Origin of the sequence: Pseudomonas sp. SB113, assembly GCF_040754745.1 — a bacterium.
GTDB lineage: Bacteria > Pseudomonadota > Gammaproteobacteria > Pseudomonadales > Pseudomonadaceae > Aquipseudomonas > Aquipseudomonas grimontii.
Window position 1 is genome coordinate 401,537 of the sequence record NZ_JBFMHW010000002.1, and the last position, 15,434, is coordinate 416,970.

General features: G+C 60.0%; 15 protein-coding genes. 5 read left to right on the top strand and 10 right to left on the bottom strand.

Translation table 11 applies throughout. The annotated features are described in order from the left end of the window. Positions 1 to 147: 147 nt before the first annotated feature. Positions 148 to 1,161 carry a zinc-binding alcohol dehydrogenase family protein gene (locus AB1462_RS04590; RefSeq protein WP_367246255.1) on the bottom strand — a complete coding sequence of 338 codons (1,014 nt, stop codon included), beginning with the start codon at positions 1,159 to 1,161 and terminating at the stop codon, positions 148 to 150. A gap of 24 nt (positions 1,162 to 1,185) precedes the next feature. After that, the gene (locus AB1462_RS04595) at positions 1,186 to 1,479 is read right to left on the bottom strand and encodes a putative quinol monooxygenase (protein WP_090400779.1); all 294 of its coding nucleotides are present in this window, start codon (positions 1,477 to 1,479) and stop codon (positions 1,186 to 1,188) included. 116 nt (positions 1,480 to 1,595) lie between these two features. Here AB1462_RS04595 and AB1462_RS04600 point away from each other — a divergent pair, with 116 nt between their 5' ends. Both AB1462_RS04600 and AB1462_RS04605 read left to right on the top strand, forming a co-directional pair. Next, complete coding sequence (locus AB1462_RS04600) at positions 1,596 to 2,522, top strand: LysR family transcriptional regulator (protein WP_090400778.1); 927 nt, start codon at positions 1,596 to 1,598, stop codon at positions 2,520 to 2,522. A 137-nt stretch (positions 2,523 to 2,659) separates the two neighbouring features. Beyond that, a complete protein-coding gene (locus tag AB1462_RS04605) occupies positions 2,660 to 3,355 on the top strand; it encodes a helix-turn-helix transcriptional regulator (protein ID WP_090400777.1) in 696 nt (231 codons plus the stop codon). Positions 3,356 to 3,444: 89 nt separating this feature from the next. Here AB1462_RS04605 and AB1462_RS04610 read toward each other — a convergent pair whose 3' ends face one another. Then, positions 3,445 to 4,398 carry an adenosine deaminase gene (locus tag AB1462_RS04610; RefSeq protein ID WP_367246256.1) on the bottom strand — a complete coding sequence of 318 codons (954 nt, stop codon included), beginning with the start codon at positions 4,396 to 4,398 and terminating at the stop codon, positions 3,445 to 3,447. 194 nt (positions 4,399 to 4,592) lie between these two features. On the opposite strand from AB1462_RS04610, the gene AB1462_RS04615 reads away from it, so the two are divergent. Beyond that, the gene (locus AB1462_RS04615; RefSeq protein ID WP_367246257.1) at positions 4,593 to 5,684 is read left to right on the top strand and encodes a calcium:proton antiporter; all 1,092 of its coding nucleotides are present in this window, start codon (positions 4,593 to 4,595) and stop codon (positions 5,682 to 5,684) included. Between the two features lie 62 nt (positions 5,685 to 5,746). On the opposite strand, the gene AB1462_RS04620 is transcribed toward AB1462_RS04615, so the two are convergent. From AB1462_RS04620 to AB1462_RS04645, 6 genes are all read right to left on the bottom strand, one after another. Further along, complete coding sequence (locus AB1462_RS04620) at positions 5,747 to 7,105, bottom strand: 8-oxoguanine deaminase (protein WP_367246258.1); 1,359 nt, start codon at positions 7,103 to 7,105, stop codon at positions 5,747 to 5,749. Between the two features lie 185 nt (positions 7,106 to 7,290). Beyond that, positions 7,291 to 7,977, bottom strand: a complete 687-nt coding sequence (locus AB1462_RS04625; RefSeq protein ID WP_259194416.1) for an SDR family oxidoreductase — start codon at positions 7,975 to 7,977, stop codon at positions 7,291 to 7,293. A 56-nt stretch (positions 7,978 to 8,033) separates the two neighbouring features. Beyond that, positions 8,034 to 8,615: a YigZ family protein gene (locus AB1462_RS04630; protein WP_090400774.1), complete on the bottom strand. Its 582-nt coding sequence runs from the start codon at positions 8,613 to 8,615 to the stop codon at positions 8,034 to 8,036. Positions 8,616 to 8,627: 12 nt separating this feature from the next. Continuing rightward, positions 8,628 to 9,287, bottom strand: a complete 660-nt coding sequence (locus AB1462_RS04635; RefSeq protein ID WP_027607945.1) for a TetR/AcrR family transcriptional regulator — start codon at positions 9,285 to 9,287, stop codon at positions 8,628 to 8,630. Between the two features lie 87 nt (positions 9,288 to 9,374). Further along, positions 9,375 to 10,769, bottom strand: a complete 1,395-nt coding sequence (locus AB1462_RS04640; protein ID WP_367246259.1) for a uracil-xanthine permease family protein — start codon at positions 10,767 to 10,769, stop codon at positions 9,375 to 9,377. 88 nt (positions 10,770 to 10,857) lie between these two features. Continuing rightward, positions 10,858 to 11,778, bottom strand: coding sequence for a LysR family transcriptional regulator (locus AB1462_RS04645; protein ID WP_367246261.1), 921 nt, complete (start codon positions 11,776 to 11,778; stop codon positions 10,858 to 10,860). A gap of 126 nt (positions 11,779 to 11,904) precedes the next feature. On the opposite strand from AB1462_RS04645, the gene AB1462_RS04650 reads away from it, so the two are divergent. Together AB1462_RS04650 and AB1462_RS04655 are read left to right on the top strand one after the other, a co-directional pair. Then, a complete protein-coding gene (locus tag AB1462_RS04650) occupies positions 11,905 to 13,254 on the top strand; it encodes an aspartate aminotransferase family protein (RefSeq protein WP_090400771.1) in 1,350 nt (449 codons plus the stop codon). Positions 13,255 to 13,293: 39 nt separating this feature from the next. Further along, positions 13,294 to 14,787 carry a CoA-acylating methylmalonate-semialdehyde dehydrogenase gene (locus AB1462_RS04655; protein WP_259194415.1) on the top strand — a complete coding sequence of 498 codons (1,494 nt, stop codon included), beginning with the start codon at positions 13,294 to 13,296 and terminating at the stop codon, positions 14,785 to 14,787. A gap of 195 nt (positions 14,788 to 14,982) precedes the next feature. On the opposite strand, the gene AB1462_RS04660 is transcribed toward AB1462_RS04655, so the two are convergent. Beyond that, on the bottom strand, positions 14,983 to 15,434 hold a 452-nt coding region (locus tag AB1462_RS04660; RefSeq protein WP_367246263.1), incomplete at its 5' end, for a hypothetical protein.

Consider the following 15,434-nt stretch of genomic DNA (forward strand, 5'->3'; position numbering starts at 1 on the left):
TGCTGACTTCCTCACGTAAAAGAATCGTGGCAAAGGCGGCCAATATAAACCTGAATACGCTCACAAATATGACAAAGATCAACTCTCTGACTAGCGGTGTCGTCCATCACTCACACGAATAACGGACGACACTGACAGACGTTATTTTCAGAACCCTTCCAGCACGATCTTGCCCTTGGCCTTGCCGCTTTCCAGCAGCGCATGGGCACGGCGCAGGTTGGCCGCATTGATCACACCGAAGTGCTCGCCCAGCGTGGTTTTCAAGGTGCCGGCGTCGATCAGCTCGGCCACGCGATTGAGCAGGTTGTGCTGCTCGATCATGTCTGGCGTCTCGAACATCGAGCGCGTGTACATGAACTCCCAATGCAGCGACAGGCTCTTGCGCTTGAGTTTGCTCACGTCCAGCGCCTTGGGGTCGTCGATCAGCGCCAGCTTGCCTTGGGGTTGCAGCGCTTCGACCAGTTGGTCCAGGTGATGCTCGGTTTGGGTCAGGCTGGCAACATGGGTCACCTGTGGGTGGCCGGCTTGTTTCAGGGCTTCGCTCAGCGGCTGGCTATGGTCGATCACCAGGTCGGCGCCGAGTGCCTTGGCCCACTCCTGGGTTTCCGGGCGCGAGGCGGTGCCGATCACCTTCAATGCGGTGAGCTGGCTGGCCAGTTGGGTCAGGATCGAACCCACGCCGCCAGCGGCGCCGACGATGAGCAGGCTCTGGCCTTCAGCCTCTTTACCTTCACGCACTTGCAGGCGTTCGAATAGCAGCTCCCAGGCGGTGATGGCGGTCAGCGGCAGCGCGGCGGCTTCGGCAAAGCCCAGGCTCTTGGGCATATGGCCGACAATGCGCTCATCGACGGTGTGCAGTTCGCTGTTAGCGCCTGGACGTATCAGGGAACCGGCGTAGAACACGTGATCGCCGACTTTGAACAGGCTCACTTCGCTGCCGACGGCCTTGACCACACCGGCCACGTCCCAGCCCAGCACTTTGGCCACGCCGTTTTCCGGGGCGACGTTCTGGCGCACCTTGGTGTCCACCGGGTTGACCGAGATGGCTTTGACTTCCACCAGCAGGTCGCGGGGGCCGGCGACGGGCTCTGGCAGTTGGATGTCTTGCAGGGATTTTTCATCGTTGATCGGCAGTGACGCGTAGTAGGCAATGGCTTTCATGGGGGCTCCGGAAAAAGGCGGTGATCAGGCGAGAAACTTCAGGCGCTTGAGTTCGAAGTGTTCGATTACATCAGCGGCCTTGGCGCGAAAACGTTGGATATGTGCGCTCTGGTCATGGTCGGCCAGTGCGGCGTCGTTGCTCCAGCGTTCGAGCATGTAGAAGGTCTCGGGGTGTTGCAGGTCCTGGTGCAGGTCGTATTGCTCGCAACCGGCTTCAAGGCGGGTGGGTTCCAGCAGGCCGCGCAGCAGGGTTTCCAGGGTGGCTTGTTGGCCAGGCTTGGCGATCAGCGTGGCGATGACGTTAAAGGCTGTGGGCATATTCAACTCCAGACACGTTATGAACGGGATGGACAGATGATTGGCCATTTCCCCTGAAGATAAAAGCGGCTAAAACAGCACTCTGTTTCAATAATATTTTGATAATAGGTGGGTGAATGCTGCGTTTTGATGATTTGCAGTTGTTTGTACGCGCGGCGGACCTGGGCAGTTTGTCGGCGGCGGCGCGGGTGATGGACCTGTCGCCCGCCGTGGCCAGCGCGGCGCTCAAGCGTATCGAACAGCAACTGGGCACGCGTTTGCTGGCGCGCTCCACCCGCAGCCTGCGCCTGACCGCCGAAGGTGAAGGCTTCCTGGAATATGCCCGCGCCGCGCTGAGCTCCCTGGACGAAGGACGGCGCTTGTTGGCCAGTGGCCAGGACCATGTCAGCGGGGTGTTGCAACTCTCGGCCCCCTCGGATTTCGGCCGCAACCAATTACTGCCGTGGCTGGACGAATTTCAGCACGAGTACCCGCAGCTCACCGTGCGCCTGCTGTTGGGCGATCGGATTGCCGACCTGTTCCGCCAGCCGGTGGACATCGCCCTGCGCTATGGCGAGCCCGAAGACTCGAGCCTGATCGCGCTGCCCGTCGCGCCGCACAACGTTCGCGTGTTGTGCGCGGCCCCCAGCTACCTCGCCCGTTACGGCGAACCGCGACACCTGGAGCAATTGGCCCAGCACAATTGCTTGCTGTACATGCTTGGCAGCCGAGTACACGACCACTGGACCTTTCACGATGGCAAGCGCGAAATCAGCCTCACGGTCAGTGGCGACCGCTTCAGCGACGACGCCGATGTGGTACGCCGCTGGGCGGTGGCGGGTGTGGGCATTGCCTACAAATCCTGGCTGGATGTGAGCACCGATGTGCTGGCCGGCCGCTTGCGCCTGATCTTGCCGGAGTTACGTGGCGAGCGCACACCCCTCAATTTGCTGTGCGCCCATCGGGCCCAATTGAGCAAACCCATCAACCTGCTGCGGGAAATGCTCGTTTCTCGTTGTGCGACATTGAGCGCTCAATTGCCGGAGCGATTGGGCTCGACGTAATAGCCTCCATCACATAAGGAAATTTCACTCAGGTCCTGTCCTTATTCGCGCTGTCAGACGCTGCGGAACCGCTGGTTTGCGCACCTATACTTTGGCGCCCACTGCATCAGAAAAATAATTCGACAGGGAGTGAATCGATGGAAGAAGCACCATGCATCAGTCAGATCGCCAGCTTGCTCGCCGAGCCCAAACGCACTGCCATGCTCTGGTCCCTGATGGACGGTTCGGCCAAGTCCTCGGAGGAGCTGGCAACGCTTGCCGGATTGTCACCCGCCTCGGCCAATGCGCATCTGGCAAGGCTGACAGGGAGTGGCTTGCTGCGTATCGAAGGCCGGCGTGGCAAGCGGCTGTTCCGTGTGGCGGCTACGGATGTCAGCGTCGCCATCGATGCGCTGGCCTGTACCACCCTGGCCAGCGCAGCACGCAGTGCACCGCATGCTTCACCGCCGGTATTGGTGGCGCCGCCATTATTGCGACATGCTCGGCTGTGCCAGGGCCACCTCGGTGGCGAGTTGGCGGCGGGGTTGTATGAACGGATGTTGGCGGCGGGGTGGATCGAGCGTCATGAACAACGCATAGAGGTCACGGTCAGGGGGGGGCAGCACTTGGCGGGCCTGGGCATTTACACTCAGGCGCTTGCGTCGCCACTGGTGTGCGACTGTTTCGATTGGAGCCAGCGGCAACCGCACCTGGGCGGCGCGCTGGGTGCGGGGCTGTTGCAGTTGTTCCTGCAATCGAACTGGATCAGCCTGGTCAACGAATCCCGGGCGGTGCAACTCAACGACAGCGGGCGGGCAGAAATCGCCCGATTGGCCATGCCCGAACAACCCTAGCGCCGACGGTTACCGCTGCGTGATCGTTATCATCATCGCCTTGGCTTTTTTCGACTCCATGGGCCTGGCGATGATGACTTCCTGCCCAGTTACGGTTTTACCAGGCGCGCATCCAGGCTGTTCTGCGCCAGGCGTTTGGCCTGGTCCTGGGTCATGCCCAGTGAGGCGTACAGCGCGTGGAAGTTCTCGGTGACATAGCCGCCGAAGTACGCCGGGTCATCCGAGTTCACCGTTACCTTCACGCCACGCTCGAGCATGTCGAGGATGTTGTGCTGGGCCATGTCGTCGAACACGCACAGCTTGGTATTGGACAGCGGGCAGACGGTCAACGGGATCTGCTCGTCGATGATGCGCTGCATCAGGCGCTCGTCTTCGATGGCACGTACGCCGTGGTCGATACGCTGGATTTTCAGCAGGTCAATGGCTTCCCAGATGTACTCGGGCGGGCCTTCTTCGCCAGCGTGGGCGACGGTGAGGAAGCCTTCATGGCGGGCACGGTCAAACACACGCTGGAACTTGCTCGGCGGGTGACCCATTTCCGAACTGTCCAGGCCCACGGCCACAAACGCATCGCGGAACGGCAGCGCCTGGTCGAGGGTTTTCTCGGCTTCGGCTTCGCTCAGGTGGCGCAGGAAACTGAGGATCAAACCGCTGGTGATACCCAGTTGCTGTTCGCCATCTTTGAGCGCAGCGGCGATGCCGTTGAGCACCACTTCGAACGGCACACCACGGTCGGTGTGGGTTTGCGGGTCGAAGAAGGGTTCGGTGTGGATCACGTTCTGCTCTTTGCAGCGCAGCAGGTAGGCCCAGGTCAGGTCGTAGAAGTCCTGGGAGGTACGCAGGACGTCGGCGCCCTTGTAATACAGGTCGAGAAACTCTTGCAGGTTGTTGAAGGCGTAGGCCTTGCGCAGGGTTTCGACGTCGTTCCACGGCAGCGCGATTTTGTTGCGCTCGGCCAGGGCGAACAGCAGCTCAGGCTCCAGCGAGCCTTCCAGGTGCAGGTGCAATTCAGCCTTGGGCAGGGCGTTGAGCCAATCGTACATTTTCTAAATTCTCATCAGGTGCAATGGCGGCATTCTACAGGCCATGGCTGAAATAATCGGCAAAACCTGACCAGCAGGAGAGTATTCGATTTATTCACGCAAGGGCCCTGTGAACTAAGGTGTAACGAAACGTTAGCGGCTTGGCGCAGTCTGTACCCCATCAATGACTGATTTGCCGTACTAAAAGGCCCGGAATGCTCACATCCCTCAAGCAAGAAAAATTCATGCTGCTGGCACTGATTGCCGCCATCGCCGCCTACCCGTTGGAGCACTGGATGCTGCACAGCGGGCAAATGGTGGCGCTGTTGGCTGGCGTGGTGTTGATCGGTTTTATCGTGGTGGCGTCGATGCGCGTGGCCCACCACGCCGAGCAACTCGCGGAAAAGGTCGGCGACCCCTACGGCACCATGATCCTGACCCTGGCTGCCGTGCTGGTGGAGGTGGTGATCCTGGCGATCATGATGAGCAACGAGCCATCACCCACCTTGGTGCGCGACACCATTTATTCGGCGGTGATGCTCGACATTAACGGCATCCTCGGTCTGGCGGCGTTGATGGGCGGCATCAAGCACGGAGAACAGTCCTACAACGATGATTCGGCGCGCACCTACAGCGTAATGATCCTGACTGCCATGGGCGTGTCGATGGTGGTGCCGGAATTTATCCCCGAAGCCGACTGGAAAATTTACTCGGCCTTCACCATCGGCGCCATGGTGGTGCTCTACACCTTGTTCCTGCGCATGCAGGTGGGGCCTCACAGTTATTTCTTCAGCTATAGCTACCCGGAAAAGCGCCGCAAGAAACTGCCGGATGAAGAGCAGTCGCCGCCGGTGAACCTGGCGTTTTCCATCGGTACCCTGGTGTTTGGCGTGATTGTGATCGGTGCGTTGGCCGAGGTGATGTCCAAGACCCTCGACCTGGGCCTGGAAGGCACGGGCGCACCGCCGGTGATTACGGCGATTGTGGTCGCGGCTATTTCGGCGGCACCGGAGATTCTGACGGCCTTGCGCGCTGCGCTGGCCAACCGTATGCAGTCGGTGGTGAACATTGCACTGGGCGCGTCGTTGTCGACGGTGATCCTGACGGTGCCGGTGATGGAAGCCATGGCCCTCTACACCGGCCAGCCGTTCCAGATGGCGATGACGCCGGTGCAAACGGTGATGGTGTTAATCACGCTGATTGTCAGCGCGATCAACCTCAACGATGGCGAAACCAATGCCATCGAAGGGATGACCCATTTTGTGTTGTTTGCGACCTTTATCATGTTGTCGCTGTTGGGCTTGTAAGCACCGCGGACTCCAATGTGGGAGGGAGCAAGCTCCCTCCCACATTTTGACCGGTGTTTGACTTAGGTTCCGGCGATCAACTGCCGCGCCGCCTGGCTGTGATCGGCGATCAAGCCTTTCAGGTCCAGGCCTTCCACCTGCCCATCGATGACTCGCCATTTGCCGCCGATCATCACCCGGTCCGCCCGATCCGCGCCGCACAGCAGCAGTGCGGAAATTGGGTCGTGACTGCCGGAGAAGCGCAGTTCATCCAGTTTGAACAGCGCCAGGTCGGCCTGTTTGCCTACCGCCAGTTCACCAATATCCGTACGCCCCAGTAGCTGCGCCGAACCTTTGGTAGCCCAACCGAGCACGCCCTCCGGGGTGATCTTTTCGGCGCCGTAACGCAGGCGCTGGATGTACAGGGCCTGGCGGGTTTCAAGGATCATATTTGACGCATCATTGGACGCAGAGCCGTCCACGCCCAGGCCGATGGGCGCGCCTGCAGCGATCAGGTCCAGGGTCGGGCAGATGCCGGAGGCCAGGCGCATGTTGGAGCTTGGGCAATGACAGATGCCCGTACCGGCGGCGCCCAGGCGCGCAATTTCATCCGGGTTGAAGTGAATGCCATGGGCCAGCCAGGTGCGCGGGCCGAGCCAGCCGACGCTGTCCAGGTAGTCCACGGTGCGCAGGCCGAAGCGCTGCAGGCAGAAATCTTCTTCGTCGAGGGTTTCGGCCAGGTGGGTGTGCAGGCGCACATCCAGGCTATTGGCCAGTTCGGCGCTCGCGTGCATGATTTCCGGGGTGACGGAAAACGGTGAGCAGGGCGCCAGGGCAATCTGGATGTGCGCACCGTCGCCGCGTTGGTGGTAGTCGCGGATCAGGCGTTGGCTGTCGTCGAGGATGACCTGGCCCTGTTGCACGGTCTGCTGCGGTGGCAGGCCGCCGTCGGCTTCGCCCAGGCTCATGGAACCGCGGGTGAGCATGGCGCGCATGCCTAATTCGCGCACGCTGTCGACTTGCACATCGATGGCGTTTTCCAGCCCGTCGGGGAACAGATAGTGGTGGTCTGCCGCCGTGGTGCAGCCCGAAAGCAGCAACTCCGCGAGTGCCACCTTCGACGCCAGGGCGAGCTTTTCCGTCGTCAGTCGCGCCCAGACCGGGTACAGGGTTTTCAACCACGGAAACAATGGCTGATTGACCACCGGCGCCCAGGCACGGGTCAGGGTCTGATAGAAGTGATGGTGGGTGTTGATCAGCCCGGGCAGGACGACATGCTCACGCGCATCGAACACTTGGGTGCAGGGCCGTGTGGGTTCTTGGCCTTGGGCCAGCACTTCGGTGATCACACCGTCTTGCAGCACCAGGCCGCCACGGGCGTCGAGTCCGTTGGCAGTGAAAATCGCGAGGGGGTTTTTTAACCAGATACGGGTCGCAGGCATTGGCCGGCTCCTCTGAATAATGGGTTCAGGTTTGCCAGCTCAGTGATGCCCTGTCTGCTGATCCAGGGTCGCCGGTGAGGGCGAGGTGGGTAGATTACGTGCAGTTCGAGATCGGGTCTACCTGTAGGAAAACGAACGCGATCAATGTGGGAGGGAGTTTGCTCCCACATTTCAATCAGCGGGGTTTACCAGGCGATGGTGTCGCCCTTGTAGTCCACGAAGTGATGGCCGCCCTTGCCGCTGTAGGCGTTCACTTGGTCTACCAGGCCGCGCACGCTGGTGTCGACATCAATGTGCGCGTTTTCGCCGCCCATGTCGGTCTTCACCCAGCCAGGGTGCAGCGACAGCACGGTGAGTTTGTGATCGCCCAGTTGGGTAATGAAGCTGTTGGTCATGGAGTTGAGTGCGGCCTTGCTGGCCTTGTACAGCGCCAGGTCCGAGCCGTCGGGGATGGTCACGCTGCCCAGCACTGAACTCATGAACGCCAGCACGCCGCTGTCCTTACGGATCTGCCCGACAAAGCGCTGGGCCAGGTTGATCGGCGCCACGGCGTTGGTGAAGAACAGCTGCCCGACTTCCGCCAGGGTGGCATGGCCAGGTTCTTGATTGGCGGGGCCCTTGACGCCCGCGTTGACGAACAGCAGATCGAAGGTGCGGTCCTTGAGGCGTTGGTTCAGGGCGATCACGGCTTGCTGATCGTCCATGTCGAGTTTCTCGATCTGCACCGGACCCACGGCTTTCAGGGCATCGGCCTTGTTCGGGTCACGCACGGTGGCGGTCACGTCCCAGCCCTCCTGGAGCAATTGCTTGACCAGGCCAAGGCCCAGCCCGCGTGAGGCGCCGATGATCAGTGCGGTTTTTGGCGTAGACATGCAGGCTTCCTTTAAAAGTCGCGGTTCAGGGTGTTCAGCGGACAACAGTAGCAGTTTCAGCGTTGCAGCAGGATGCGCCCACGGCTCAGGTCGGCGAGCTGGGTTTGCAGGGTGTCGATGTGGGCTTCGCCCAGGGCCAGTTGTAACTCCACGCCATTGGCGGTGAAGGTTTCTTCCAGCACCAGCCCGCCCAACTCGGCGACACGCAATTTGACCAGGTTCAGCTCGGAGAATCCGCAGGCGCAACTCAAAGGCACGCGGCTGATCAGTTCGATGCGCTCGGCATTTTGCAGGCACTTGTTTGCACCGCCACCATAGGCGCGGGCCAGGCCGCCGGTACCGAGTTGTATGCCGCCATACCAGCGAATTACCAGCACCGCGACCTGATCAAAGCCTTGGGCCTCGATGGCCGCCAGGATCGGCCGCCCTGCGGTGCCGCCGGGTTCGCCGTCGTCACTGCTGCGGTATTGATCGGCCAGCTTCCAGGCCCAGCAGTTGTGCGTGGCGTTGAGGTCGCTGTGCTGCTCGAAAAAAGCCTGGGCTTCTTGCGGGCTGGTGATCGGTGCGGCCAGGGTAATGAAGCGGCTTTTGCGAATTTCTTCGCGGAACTCGCAAAGGCCGATGAGCGTGAAAGACATAAATGGCTTCGTCTAGAGGGCCGGCTTGATGCCGCAGCCCTTGAGAATGATGTGGATCAGGTTGGTCCCGGCGTCTTCCATATCTTGCTTGGTCAGCTTGGTGCGACCGGTGACGCGGCAGATTTGGGTGGCGAAGTCGGCGTAGTGCTGAGTGCTGCCCCACAACAGGAAGATCAGGTGCACGGGGTCGATGGGGTCCATCTTGCCGGCGTCGATCCAGGCCTGGAACACCGCCGCCCGACCACTGAACCAAGCGCGGTAATCCTGGCTGAAGTATTCGGTCAGGCATTCGCCGCCGCTGATGATCTCCATGGCGAAAATCCGCGAGGCCTGGGGCTGGCGCCGCGAAAACTCCATCTTGGTGCGAATGTAGCGGGAGAGGGCCACGGCCGGGTCGTCCTCGGCGGTCAGCGTGTTGAAGGTGCTGTCCCACAGTTCGAGGATATTGCTGAGCACCGCGATATACAGGCCCAGCTTGTTCGTGAAGTAGTAGTGCAGGTTGGCTTTGGGCAGCCCGGCGCTGGCAGCAATGGTGTTCATGCTGGTGCCCTTGTAGCCATGGCGCGCGAACTCATCTTCAGCAGCCTGGAGAATCGCTTGTTCGTTCTTTTGTCGAATGCGGCTGGCGGGCTTACCGGCGTGGTTGCTGTGGGCAGGAACTTCGAGGCTCATGGAGGTTTCCGTGCTGATCGATAGAGACGACGTATGCACAGATAACCCACCCTCAAGCCTCAGACAAGTCCCGATGCAATAAAACCGTCAAAGCGGTTCCAGGGTGTCGCTTTCCGGCGCGTGGTTTGCGGCAGGAGCGGGCACCTTGGATTCCGGCAGTAACAGGCACAACACGATGGCGGTCAGGCCGCCGCTGGTGATGGCTGAGTCGAACAGGTTCTGCACCAGGGTTGGCATCAGGTGCATCAGGTTCGGTTGAGCGGCGATGCCCAGGCCGACGCCGAACGAGGTGGCGATGATCAGCATGCTGCGACGGTCCAGTGGTGCCTGGGCGAGGATGCGCACGCCGGCGGCGGCCACGCTGCCGAACATCACCAGGGTCGCGCCGCCCAACACGGGCTTGGGGATTTGTTGCAGCACGGCACCGATCAACGGGAACAAACCCAGGCAGAACAACACCACGCCGATGTACAGGCCGACATAGCGGCTGGCTACGCCGGTGAGTTGGATTACGCCGTTGTTCTGGGCGAAGGTGGTGTTGGGGAAGGCGCTGAACGTGGCGGCGATCATGCAACTGACGCCATCGCCGAGGACGCCGCCTTTGAGTCGGCTTATATAAGAAGGGCCGCTGATGGGTTGGCGCGCGATCATGCAGTTGGCGGTGAGGTCGCCAACGGTTTCGATGCTGCTGATCAGATAAATCAGCGCGATCGGCAGGAAGGCGCTCCAGTCGAAGTTGAAGCCGAATCGAAAGGGGACCGGCAGGCTGACTAAAGGCAAGTCGCCCAGGGCCTGGGGGACCAGCTTGCCGCTGAACCAGGCTGCGAGGCTGCCGAGGGCGAGACCGATGATGATCGCCGAGAGGCGCACCCAGGGTGTGTTGGAGCGGTTGAGCAAGATGATTGTCAGCACCACGAAGAGGCCCAACGCAAGGTTGGTCGGTGCGCCGAAGTCCGGTGCGTTGAAACCGCCGCCCAGGTCGGTGATACCGACCTTGATCAGGCTGATGCCGATCAGGGTAATGACAATCCCGGTCACCAACGGGGTGATCACGCGGCGCAGCTGACCAATAAAGCGGCTGAGAATGATCTGCACTGCAGCGCCGAAAAAGCACACGCCGAAGATCATCGCCATGATGTCTTCCGGGCTGCCGCCGCGTTGCTTGACCAGAAACCCGGCCGACAGCACCGCGCCGAGAAACGCAAAGCTGGTGCCTTGCAGGCAGATCATCCCGGCGCCGATCCCAAATGGCCTACGTGCTTGAATGAATGTGCCGACGCCGGACACCATCAACGCCATGCTGATCAGGTAGGGTAAATGGGCGGTCAGGCCCAGCGTGGAGCCGATGATCAGCGGTGGCGTGATGATGCCGACAAAGGCGGCCAGCACATGTTGCAGTGCGGCCAGCAATGCAGGCGCGGGTTTGGGGCGGTCGTTGAGACCGTAGATCAGGTCGCTGGGGCTGGAGGATTCTGGTGGCATGGCAAGCAAACTCGAGGCGGACGGTTCTAGGTCCTTGTGGCCTTGCAAAAAGCTGTCCAAGTGCTCAGCTTTTTACGCAAGGCCCGAGTTAGCGCGTTGCCGCCAGGCTTTCCAGGAAGCTTTCCAGCACCAAATGAGGGCGACGGCCTTTGCGCGTGACCGATGCGAGGCTTAAATCGTAAAAGCGCGTAGCCGGTTTCAGCGCACGCAGTCGGCCTTGTTGCACCCACAGGCTGGCGTAGTGGTCGGGCAAGTAACCGATGTAGCGACCGGTGAGAATCAGGAATGCCATGCCTTCGCGGTCCGAGGCACTGGCGGTGCAGTTGAGCGCCTGGTAATGGGCCTGGATATCGGCGGGCAGGCGGAAGGTGGGGGCGATGGCGTCCTGGGTGTCGATGCGCTCGTCGCCCAGTTGCTTGTCGTCGGCATAAAACAGGGGGTGGCCAACCGCGCAGTAAAGTAGCGAGCGTTCGCTGTACAGCGGCTGGTATTCCAGGCCGGACAGGGCGCTGGCCTGCGGCACCACGCCGACATGCAGGCGGCCGTCGAGTACGCCTTGTTCGACTTCATTGGGGGCGATCATGCGGATCTGGATCTGTACGTCCGGTCCGCGTTCCTTCAACTGTGCCAGGGCGTGGGTGATGCGCATGTGGGGCAGGGTGACCAGGTTGTCGGTCAGGCCGATGATCAACTCGCCGCGCAAGTGCTGGTGCAGGCCGTTGACCTCGGTGCGAAAACTTTCCAGGGCACTTAATAGTTGCAGGGCCGATTGGTAGACCTCGCGGCCTTCTTCGGTCAGCGAGAAACCGGCACGGCCGCGTTGGCAAAGTCTTAATCCGAGCCGCTGCTCAAGATCGCTCATTTGCTGGCTGATGGCGGAACGGCCGATGGCAAGCACGGTTTCCGCCGCCGAGAAGCCGCCACACTCCACGACGCTGCGAAAGATGCGCAGCAGGCGAATATCGAAGTCGCTGACTTGGGCCAGGGGATCGGGTCGACGGCTGCTCATAGTTTAGTGAAAGCCTGACTGAAGGTTAGAAGAGTTGGATTTCACCGACTTTATCCCCGTGGCAATTTAGCTGCAACTACGCTTTTCCAATCCCGACGCTGCCTTTTGCCTTGCGAGGTTTTGCTGATGAACATGCCCGAAAACGCCCCTTCGTCCCTGGCTAGCCAACTGAAGTTGGACGCCCACTGGATGCCTTACACCGCCAACCGTAACTTCCAGCGTGACCCGCGCCTGATCGTGGGTGCTGAAGGCAGTTGGTTGATCGATGACAAAGGGCGTAGGGTCTACGACTCGTTGTCGGGCCTGTGGACCTGCGGCGCCGGGCATACGCGCAAGGAAATCCAGGAAGCGGTCGCCAAGCAACTGGGCACGCTGGACTACTCCCCAGGCTTCCAGTACGGCCATCCACTGTCCTTCCAACTCGCGGAAAAGATCACCGATCTGACCCCTGGTAACCTGAACCACGTGTTCTTCACTGACTCCGGTTCCGAGTGCGCCGATACTGCGGTGAAGATGGTGCGCGCCTACTGGCGGCTGAAGGGGCAGGCCACCAAGACCAAGATGATCGGCCGCGCCCGCGGTTATCACGGTGTGAACATCGCCGGTACCAGCCTGGGCGGCGTCAACGGCAACCGTAAGATGTTTGGTCAGGCGATGATGGATGTTGATCATCTTCCGCACACCCTCCTGGCGAGCAATGCGTTCTCCCGGGGCATGCCGGAGCAGGGCGGTATCGCCTTGGCCGATGAGTTGCTCAAACTGATCGAATTGCACGACGCGTCGAATATCGCTGCTGTGTTTGTCGAGCCAATGGCCGGCTCCGCTGGCGTGCTGGTGCCGCCACAGGGTTACCTCAAGCGCCTGCGTGAGATCTGCGACCAGCACAACATTCTGTTGGTGTTCGACGAAGTGATCACGGGCTTCGGTCGTACCGGTTCGATGTTTGGCGCTGACAGCTTCGGCGTGACCCCGGACCTGATGTGCATCGCCAAGCAAGTCACCAACGGTGCGATCCCAATGGGCGCGGTGATTGCCAGCAGCGAGATTTATCAGACCTTCATGAACCAGGCCACGCCGGAGTACGCAGTGGAATTCCCCCACGGCTACACCTATTCGGCGCACCCGGTTGCCTGCGCCGCTGGCCTGGCAGCATTGGACCTGTTGCAGAAGGAAAACCTGGTGCAGAGCGTGGCTGAAGTCGCACCGCACTTTGAGAATGCGCTGCACGGCTTGAAGGGCAGCAAGAACGTGATCGACATCCGTAACTATGGCTTGGCCGGTGCGATCCAGATCGCCCCGCGCGACGGTGACGCCATCGTGCGTCCATTCGAGGCCGGCATGGCTCTGTGGAAAGCGGGGTTCTATGTGCGCTTTGGCGGTGACACTCTGCAGTTCGGGCCAACCTTCAACAGCAAGCCGCAGGACCTGGATCGCCTGTTCGATGCGGTCGGCGAAGTGCTGAACAAGATCGACTGATTTCTCCTTCTATATAGAACAACTTTTCAGGAGCCCTGCATGAGCCTTATCCAGCATTTGATCAACGGTGAGTTGGTCAACGACAGCGGTCGCAGTGCCGATGTGTATAACCCGTCTACCGGCCAGGTGATTCACCAAGTGCCTCTGGCCAGCCGCGAAACCATTCAGAGTGCTATCGACTCGGCCAAGGCGGCCTTCCCGGCCTGGCGTAACACGCCGGCGGCCAAACGTGCCCAGGTAATGTTCCGGTTCAAGCAATTGCTGGAGCAGAACGAAGCGCGCATCTCGCAACTGATCAGTGAGGAGCATGGCAAGACGCTGGAGGATGCGGCGGGTGAGTTGAAGCGCGGGATCGAGAACGTGGAGTACGCGTGCTCGGCGCCGGAGATTCTCAAGGGCGAGTACAGCCGCAATGTTGGGCCGAATATTGATGCCTGGTCGGACTTCCAGCCGCTGGGCGTGGTGGCCGGTATTACCCCGTTCAACTTCCCCGCGATGGTGCCGCTGTGGATGTATCCGCTGGCGATTGTTTGCGGTAACTGCTTCATCCTCAAGCCTTCGGAGCGTGATCCGAGTTCGACGTTGTTGATCGCGCAACTGCTGCAGGAGGCCGGTCTTCCTAAAGGTGTGCTGAGTGTTGTGCACGGCGACAAGGGGGCGGTGGATGCGTTGATCGAAGCGCCGGAAGTCAAGGCGTTGAGCTTTGTGGGGTCTACGCCGATTGCCGAGTACATTTATTCAGAAGCGACCAAGCGTGGTAAGCGCGTACAGGCGCTGGGTGGGGCAAAGAACCATGCCGTGCTGATGCCGGATGCCGACTTGGATAACACGGTCAGTGCTTTGATGGGCGCAGCGTATGGTTCCTGCGGGGAGCGCTGCATGGCGATCTCGGTGGCGGTGTGCGTAGGTGACCAGGTGGCAGATGCATTGATCGCCAAGCTGGTGCCGCAAATCAAGGCGCTGAAGATCGGCGCGGGCACGACGTGTGGACTGGATATGGGGCCGCTGGTGACGGGCCAGGCGCGGGATAAGGTCAGCGGTTATATAGAAGACGGTGTGTCTTCGGGCGCCGAGCTGGTGGTCGATGGTCGTGGGCTGAGTATTGCCGGGAATGAAGACGGCTTCTTCCTGGGGGGCAGTCTGTTTGACCGTGTGACGCCTGAGATGCGCATTTATAAGGAAGAGATCTTCGGGCCGGTATTGTGCGTGGTCCGGGTGAGCAGCCTGGAAGCGGCGATGCAACTGATCAACGATCATGAGTATGGAAACGGTACGTGTATCTTCACCCGTGACGGTGAAGCGGCGCGGTTGTTCTGTGACGAAATTGAAGTGGGCATGGTCGGTGTGAATGTTCCCTTGCCGGTGCCGGTGGCGTATCACAGCTTTGGTGGCTGGAAGCGTTCGTTGTTTGGTGACTTGCACGCCTATGGGCCGGATGGGGTGCGTTTTTACACCCGTCGCAAGGCGATCACCCAGCGTTGGCCGCAGCGGGCCAGCCATGAAGCGTCGCAATTCGCTTTCCCTAGCCTGTAAAGCTCAGTAAGCAGAAAGCCGGCCCTCGGGCCGGCTTTTGCGGTTTTGGGCTTTTTTGAGGTATATGACAGAAATGTGAAAAAGAAGGTTGACGGCAGATTCTGGAAGTCTATAATTCGCCCCACTTCCGGCGCAGTCGAAACGTAAAACTCCTTGGTAAACAAAGAGTTATGCAGGATTAGACAGCGGCTTGCTTCAGTTCATCGAAGCCCAGAAGAAGTTGATGGGGTCGTGTTGTTTGACGCTATTAACGATTCGATCTTCTCGGTCGAAAGCGCAGAAAAAGAGGTGTTGACAGCAGCGTGTAACGCTGTAGAATTCGCCTCCCGCTAACGAGAGATCGGAAGCGCAAGTGGTTGAAGTTGTTGAAGAAATCTTCGAAAGCTTCTGAAAATAATCACTTGACAGCAAATGAGGCTGCTGTAGAATGCGCGCCTCGGTTGAGACGAAAGATCTTAACCAACCGCTCTTTAACAACTGAATCAAGCAATTCGTGTGGGTGCTTGTGGAGTCAGACTGATAGTCAACAAGATTATCAGCATCACAAGTTACTCCGCGAGAAATCAAAGAATAACCAACGATTGCTGAGCCAAGTTTAGGGTTTCTTAAAAACCCAAAGATGTTTGAACTGAAGAGTTTGATCATGG

Excerpts from the sequence above, each read along its gene's own strand:
- AB1462_RS04655 (WP_259194415.1), top strand. The coding sequence starts at position 13,294 with ATGAGCCTTATCCAGCATTTGATCAACGGTGAGTTGGTCAACGACAGC.
- AB1462_RS04635 (WP_027607945.1), bottom strand. The coding sequence starts at position 9,287 with ATGAGCCTCGAAGTTCCTGCCCACAGCAACCACGCCGGTAAGCCCGCC.
- AB1462_RS04645 (WP_367246261.1), bottom strand. The coding sequence starts at position 11,778 with ATGAGCAGCCGTCGACCCGATCCCCTGGCCCAAGTCAGCGACTTCGAT.
- AB1462_RS04600 (WP_090400778.1), top strand. The coding sequence starts at position 1,596 with ATGCTGCGTTTTGATGATTTGCAGTTGTTTGTACGCGCGGCGGACCTG.
- AB1462_RS04625 (WP_259194416.1), bottom strand. The coding sequence starts at position 7,977 with ATGTCTACGCCAAAAACCGCACTGATCATCGGCGCCTCACGCGGGCTG.
- AB1462_RS04620 (WP_367246258.1), bottom strand. The coding sequence starts at position 7,105 with ATGCCTGCGACCCGTATCTGGTTAAAAAACCCCCTCGCGATTTTCACT.
- AB1462_RS04610 (WP_367246256.1), bottom strand. The coding sequence starts at position 4,398 with ATGTACGATTGGCTCAACGCCCTGCCCAAGGCTGAATTGCACCTGCAC.
- AB1462_RS04595 (WP_090400779.1), bottom strand. The coding sequence starts at position 1,479 with ATGCCCACAGCCTTTAACGTCATCGCCACGCTGATCGCCAAGCCTGGC.
- AB1462_RS04650 (WP_090400771.1), top strand. The coding sequence starts at position 11,905 with ATGAACATGCCCGAAAACGCCCCTTCGTCCCTGGCTAGCCAACTGAAG.
- AB1462_RS04640 (WP_367246259.1), bottom strand. The coding sequence starts at position 10,769 with ATGCCACCAGAATCCTCCAGCCCCAGCGACCTGATCTACGGTCTCAAC.
- AB1462_RS04630 (WP_090400774.1), bottom strand. The coding sequence starts at position 8,615 with ATGTCTTTCACGCTCATCGGCCTTTGCGAGTTCCGCGAAGAAATTCGC.
- AB1462_RS04590 (WP_367246255.1), bottom strand. The coding sequence starts at position 1,161 with ATGAAAGCCATTGCCTACTACGCGTCACTGCCGATCAACGATGAAAAA.
- AB1462_RS04605 (WP_090400777.1), top strand. The coding sequence starts at position 2,660 with ATGGAAGAAGCACCATGCATCAGTCAGATCGCCAGCTTGCTCGCCGAG.
- AB1462_RS04615 (WP_367246257.1), top strand. The coding sequence starts at position 4,593 with ATGCTCACATCCCTCAAGCAAGAAAAATTCATGCTGCTGGCACTGATT.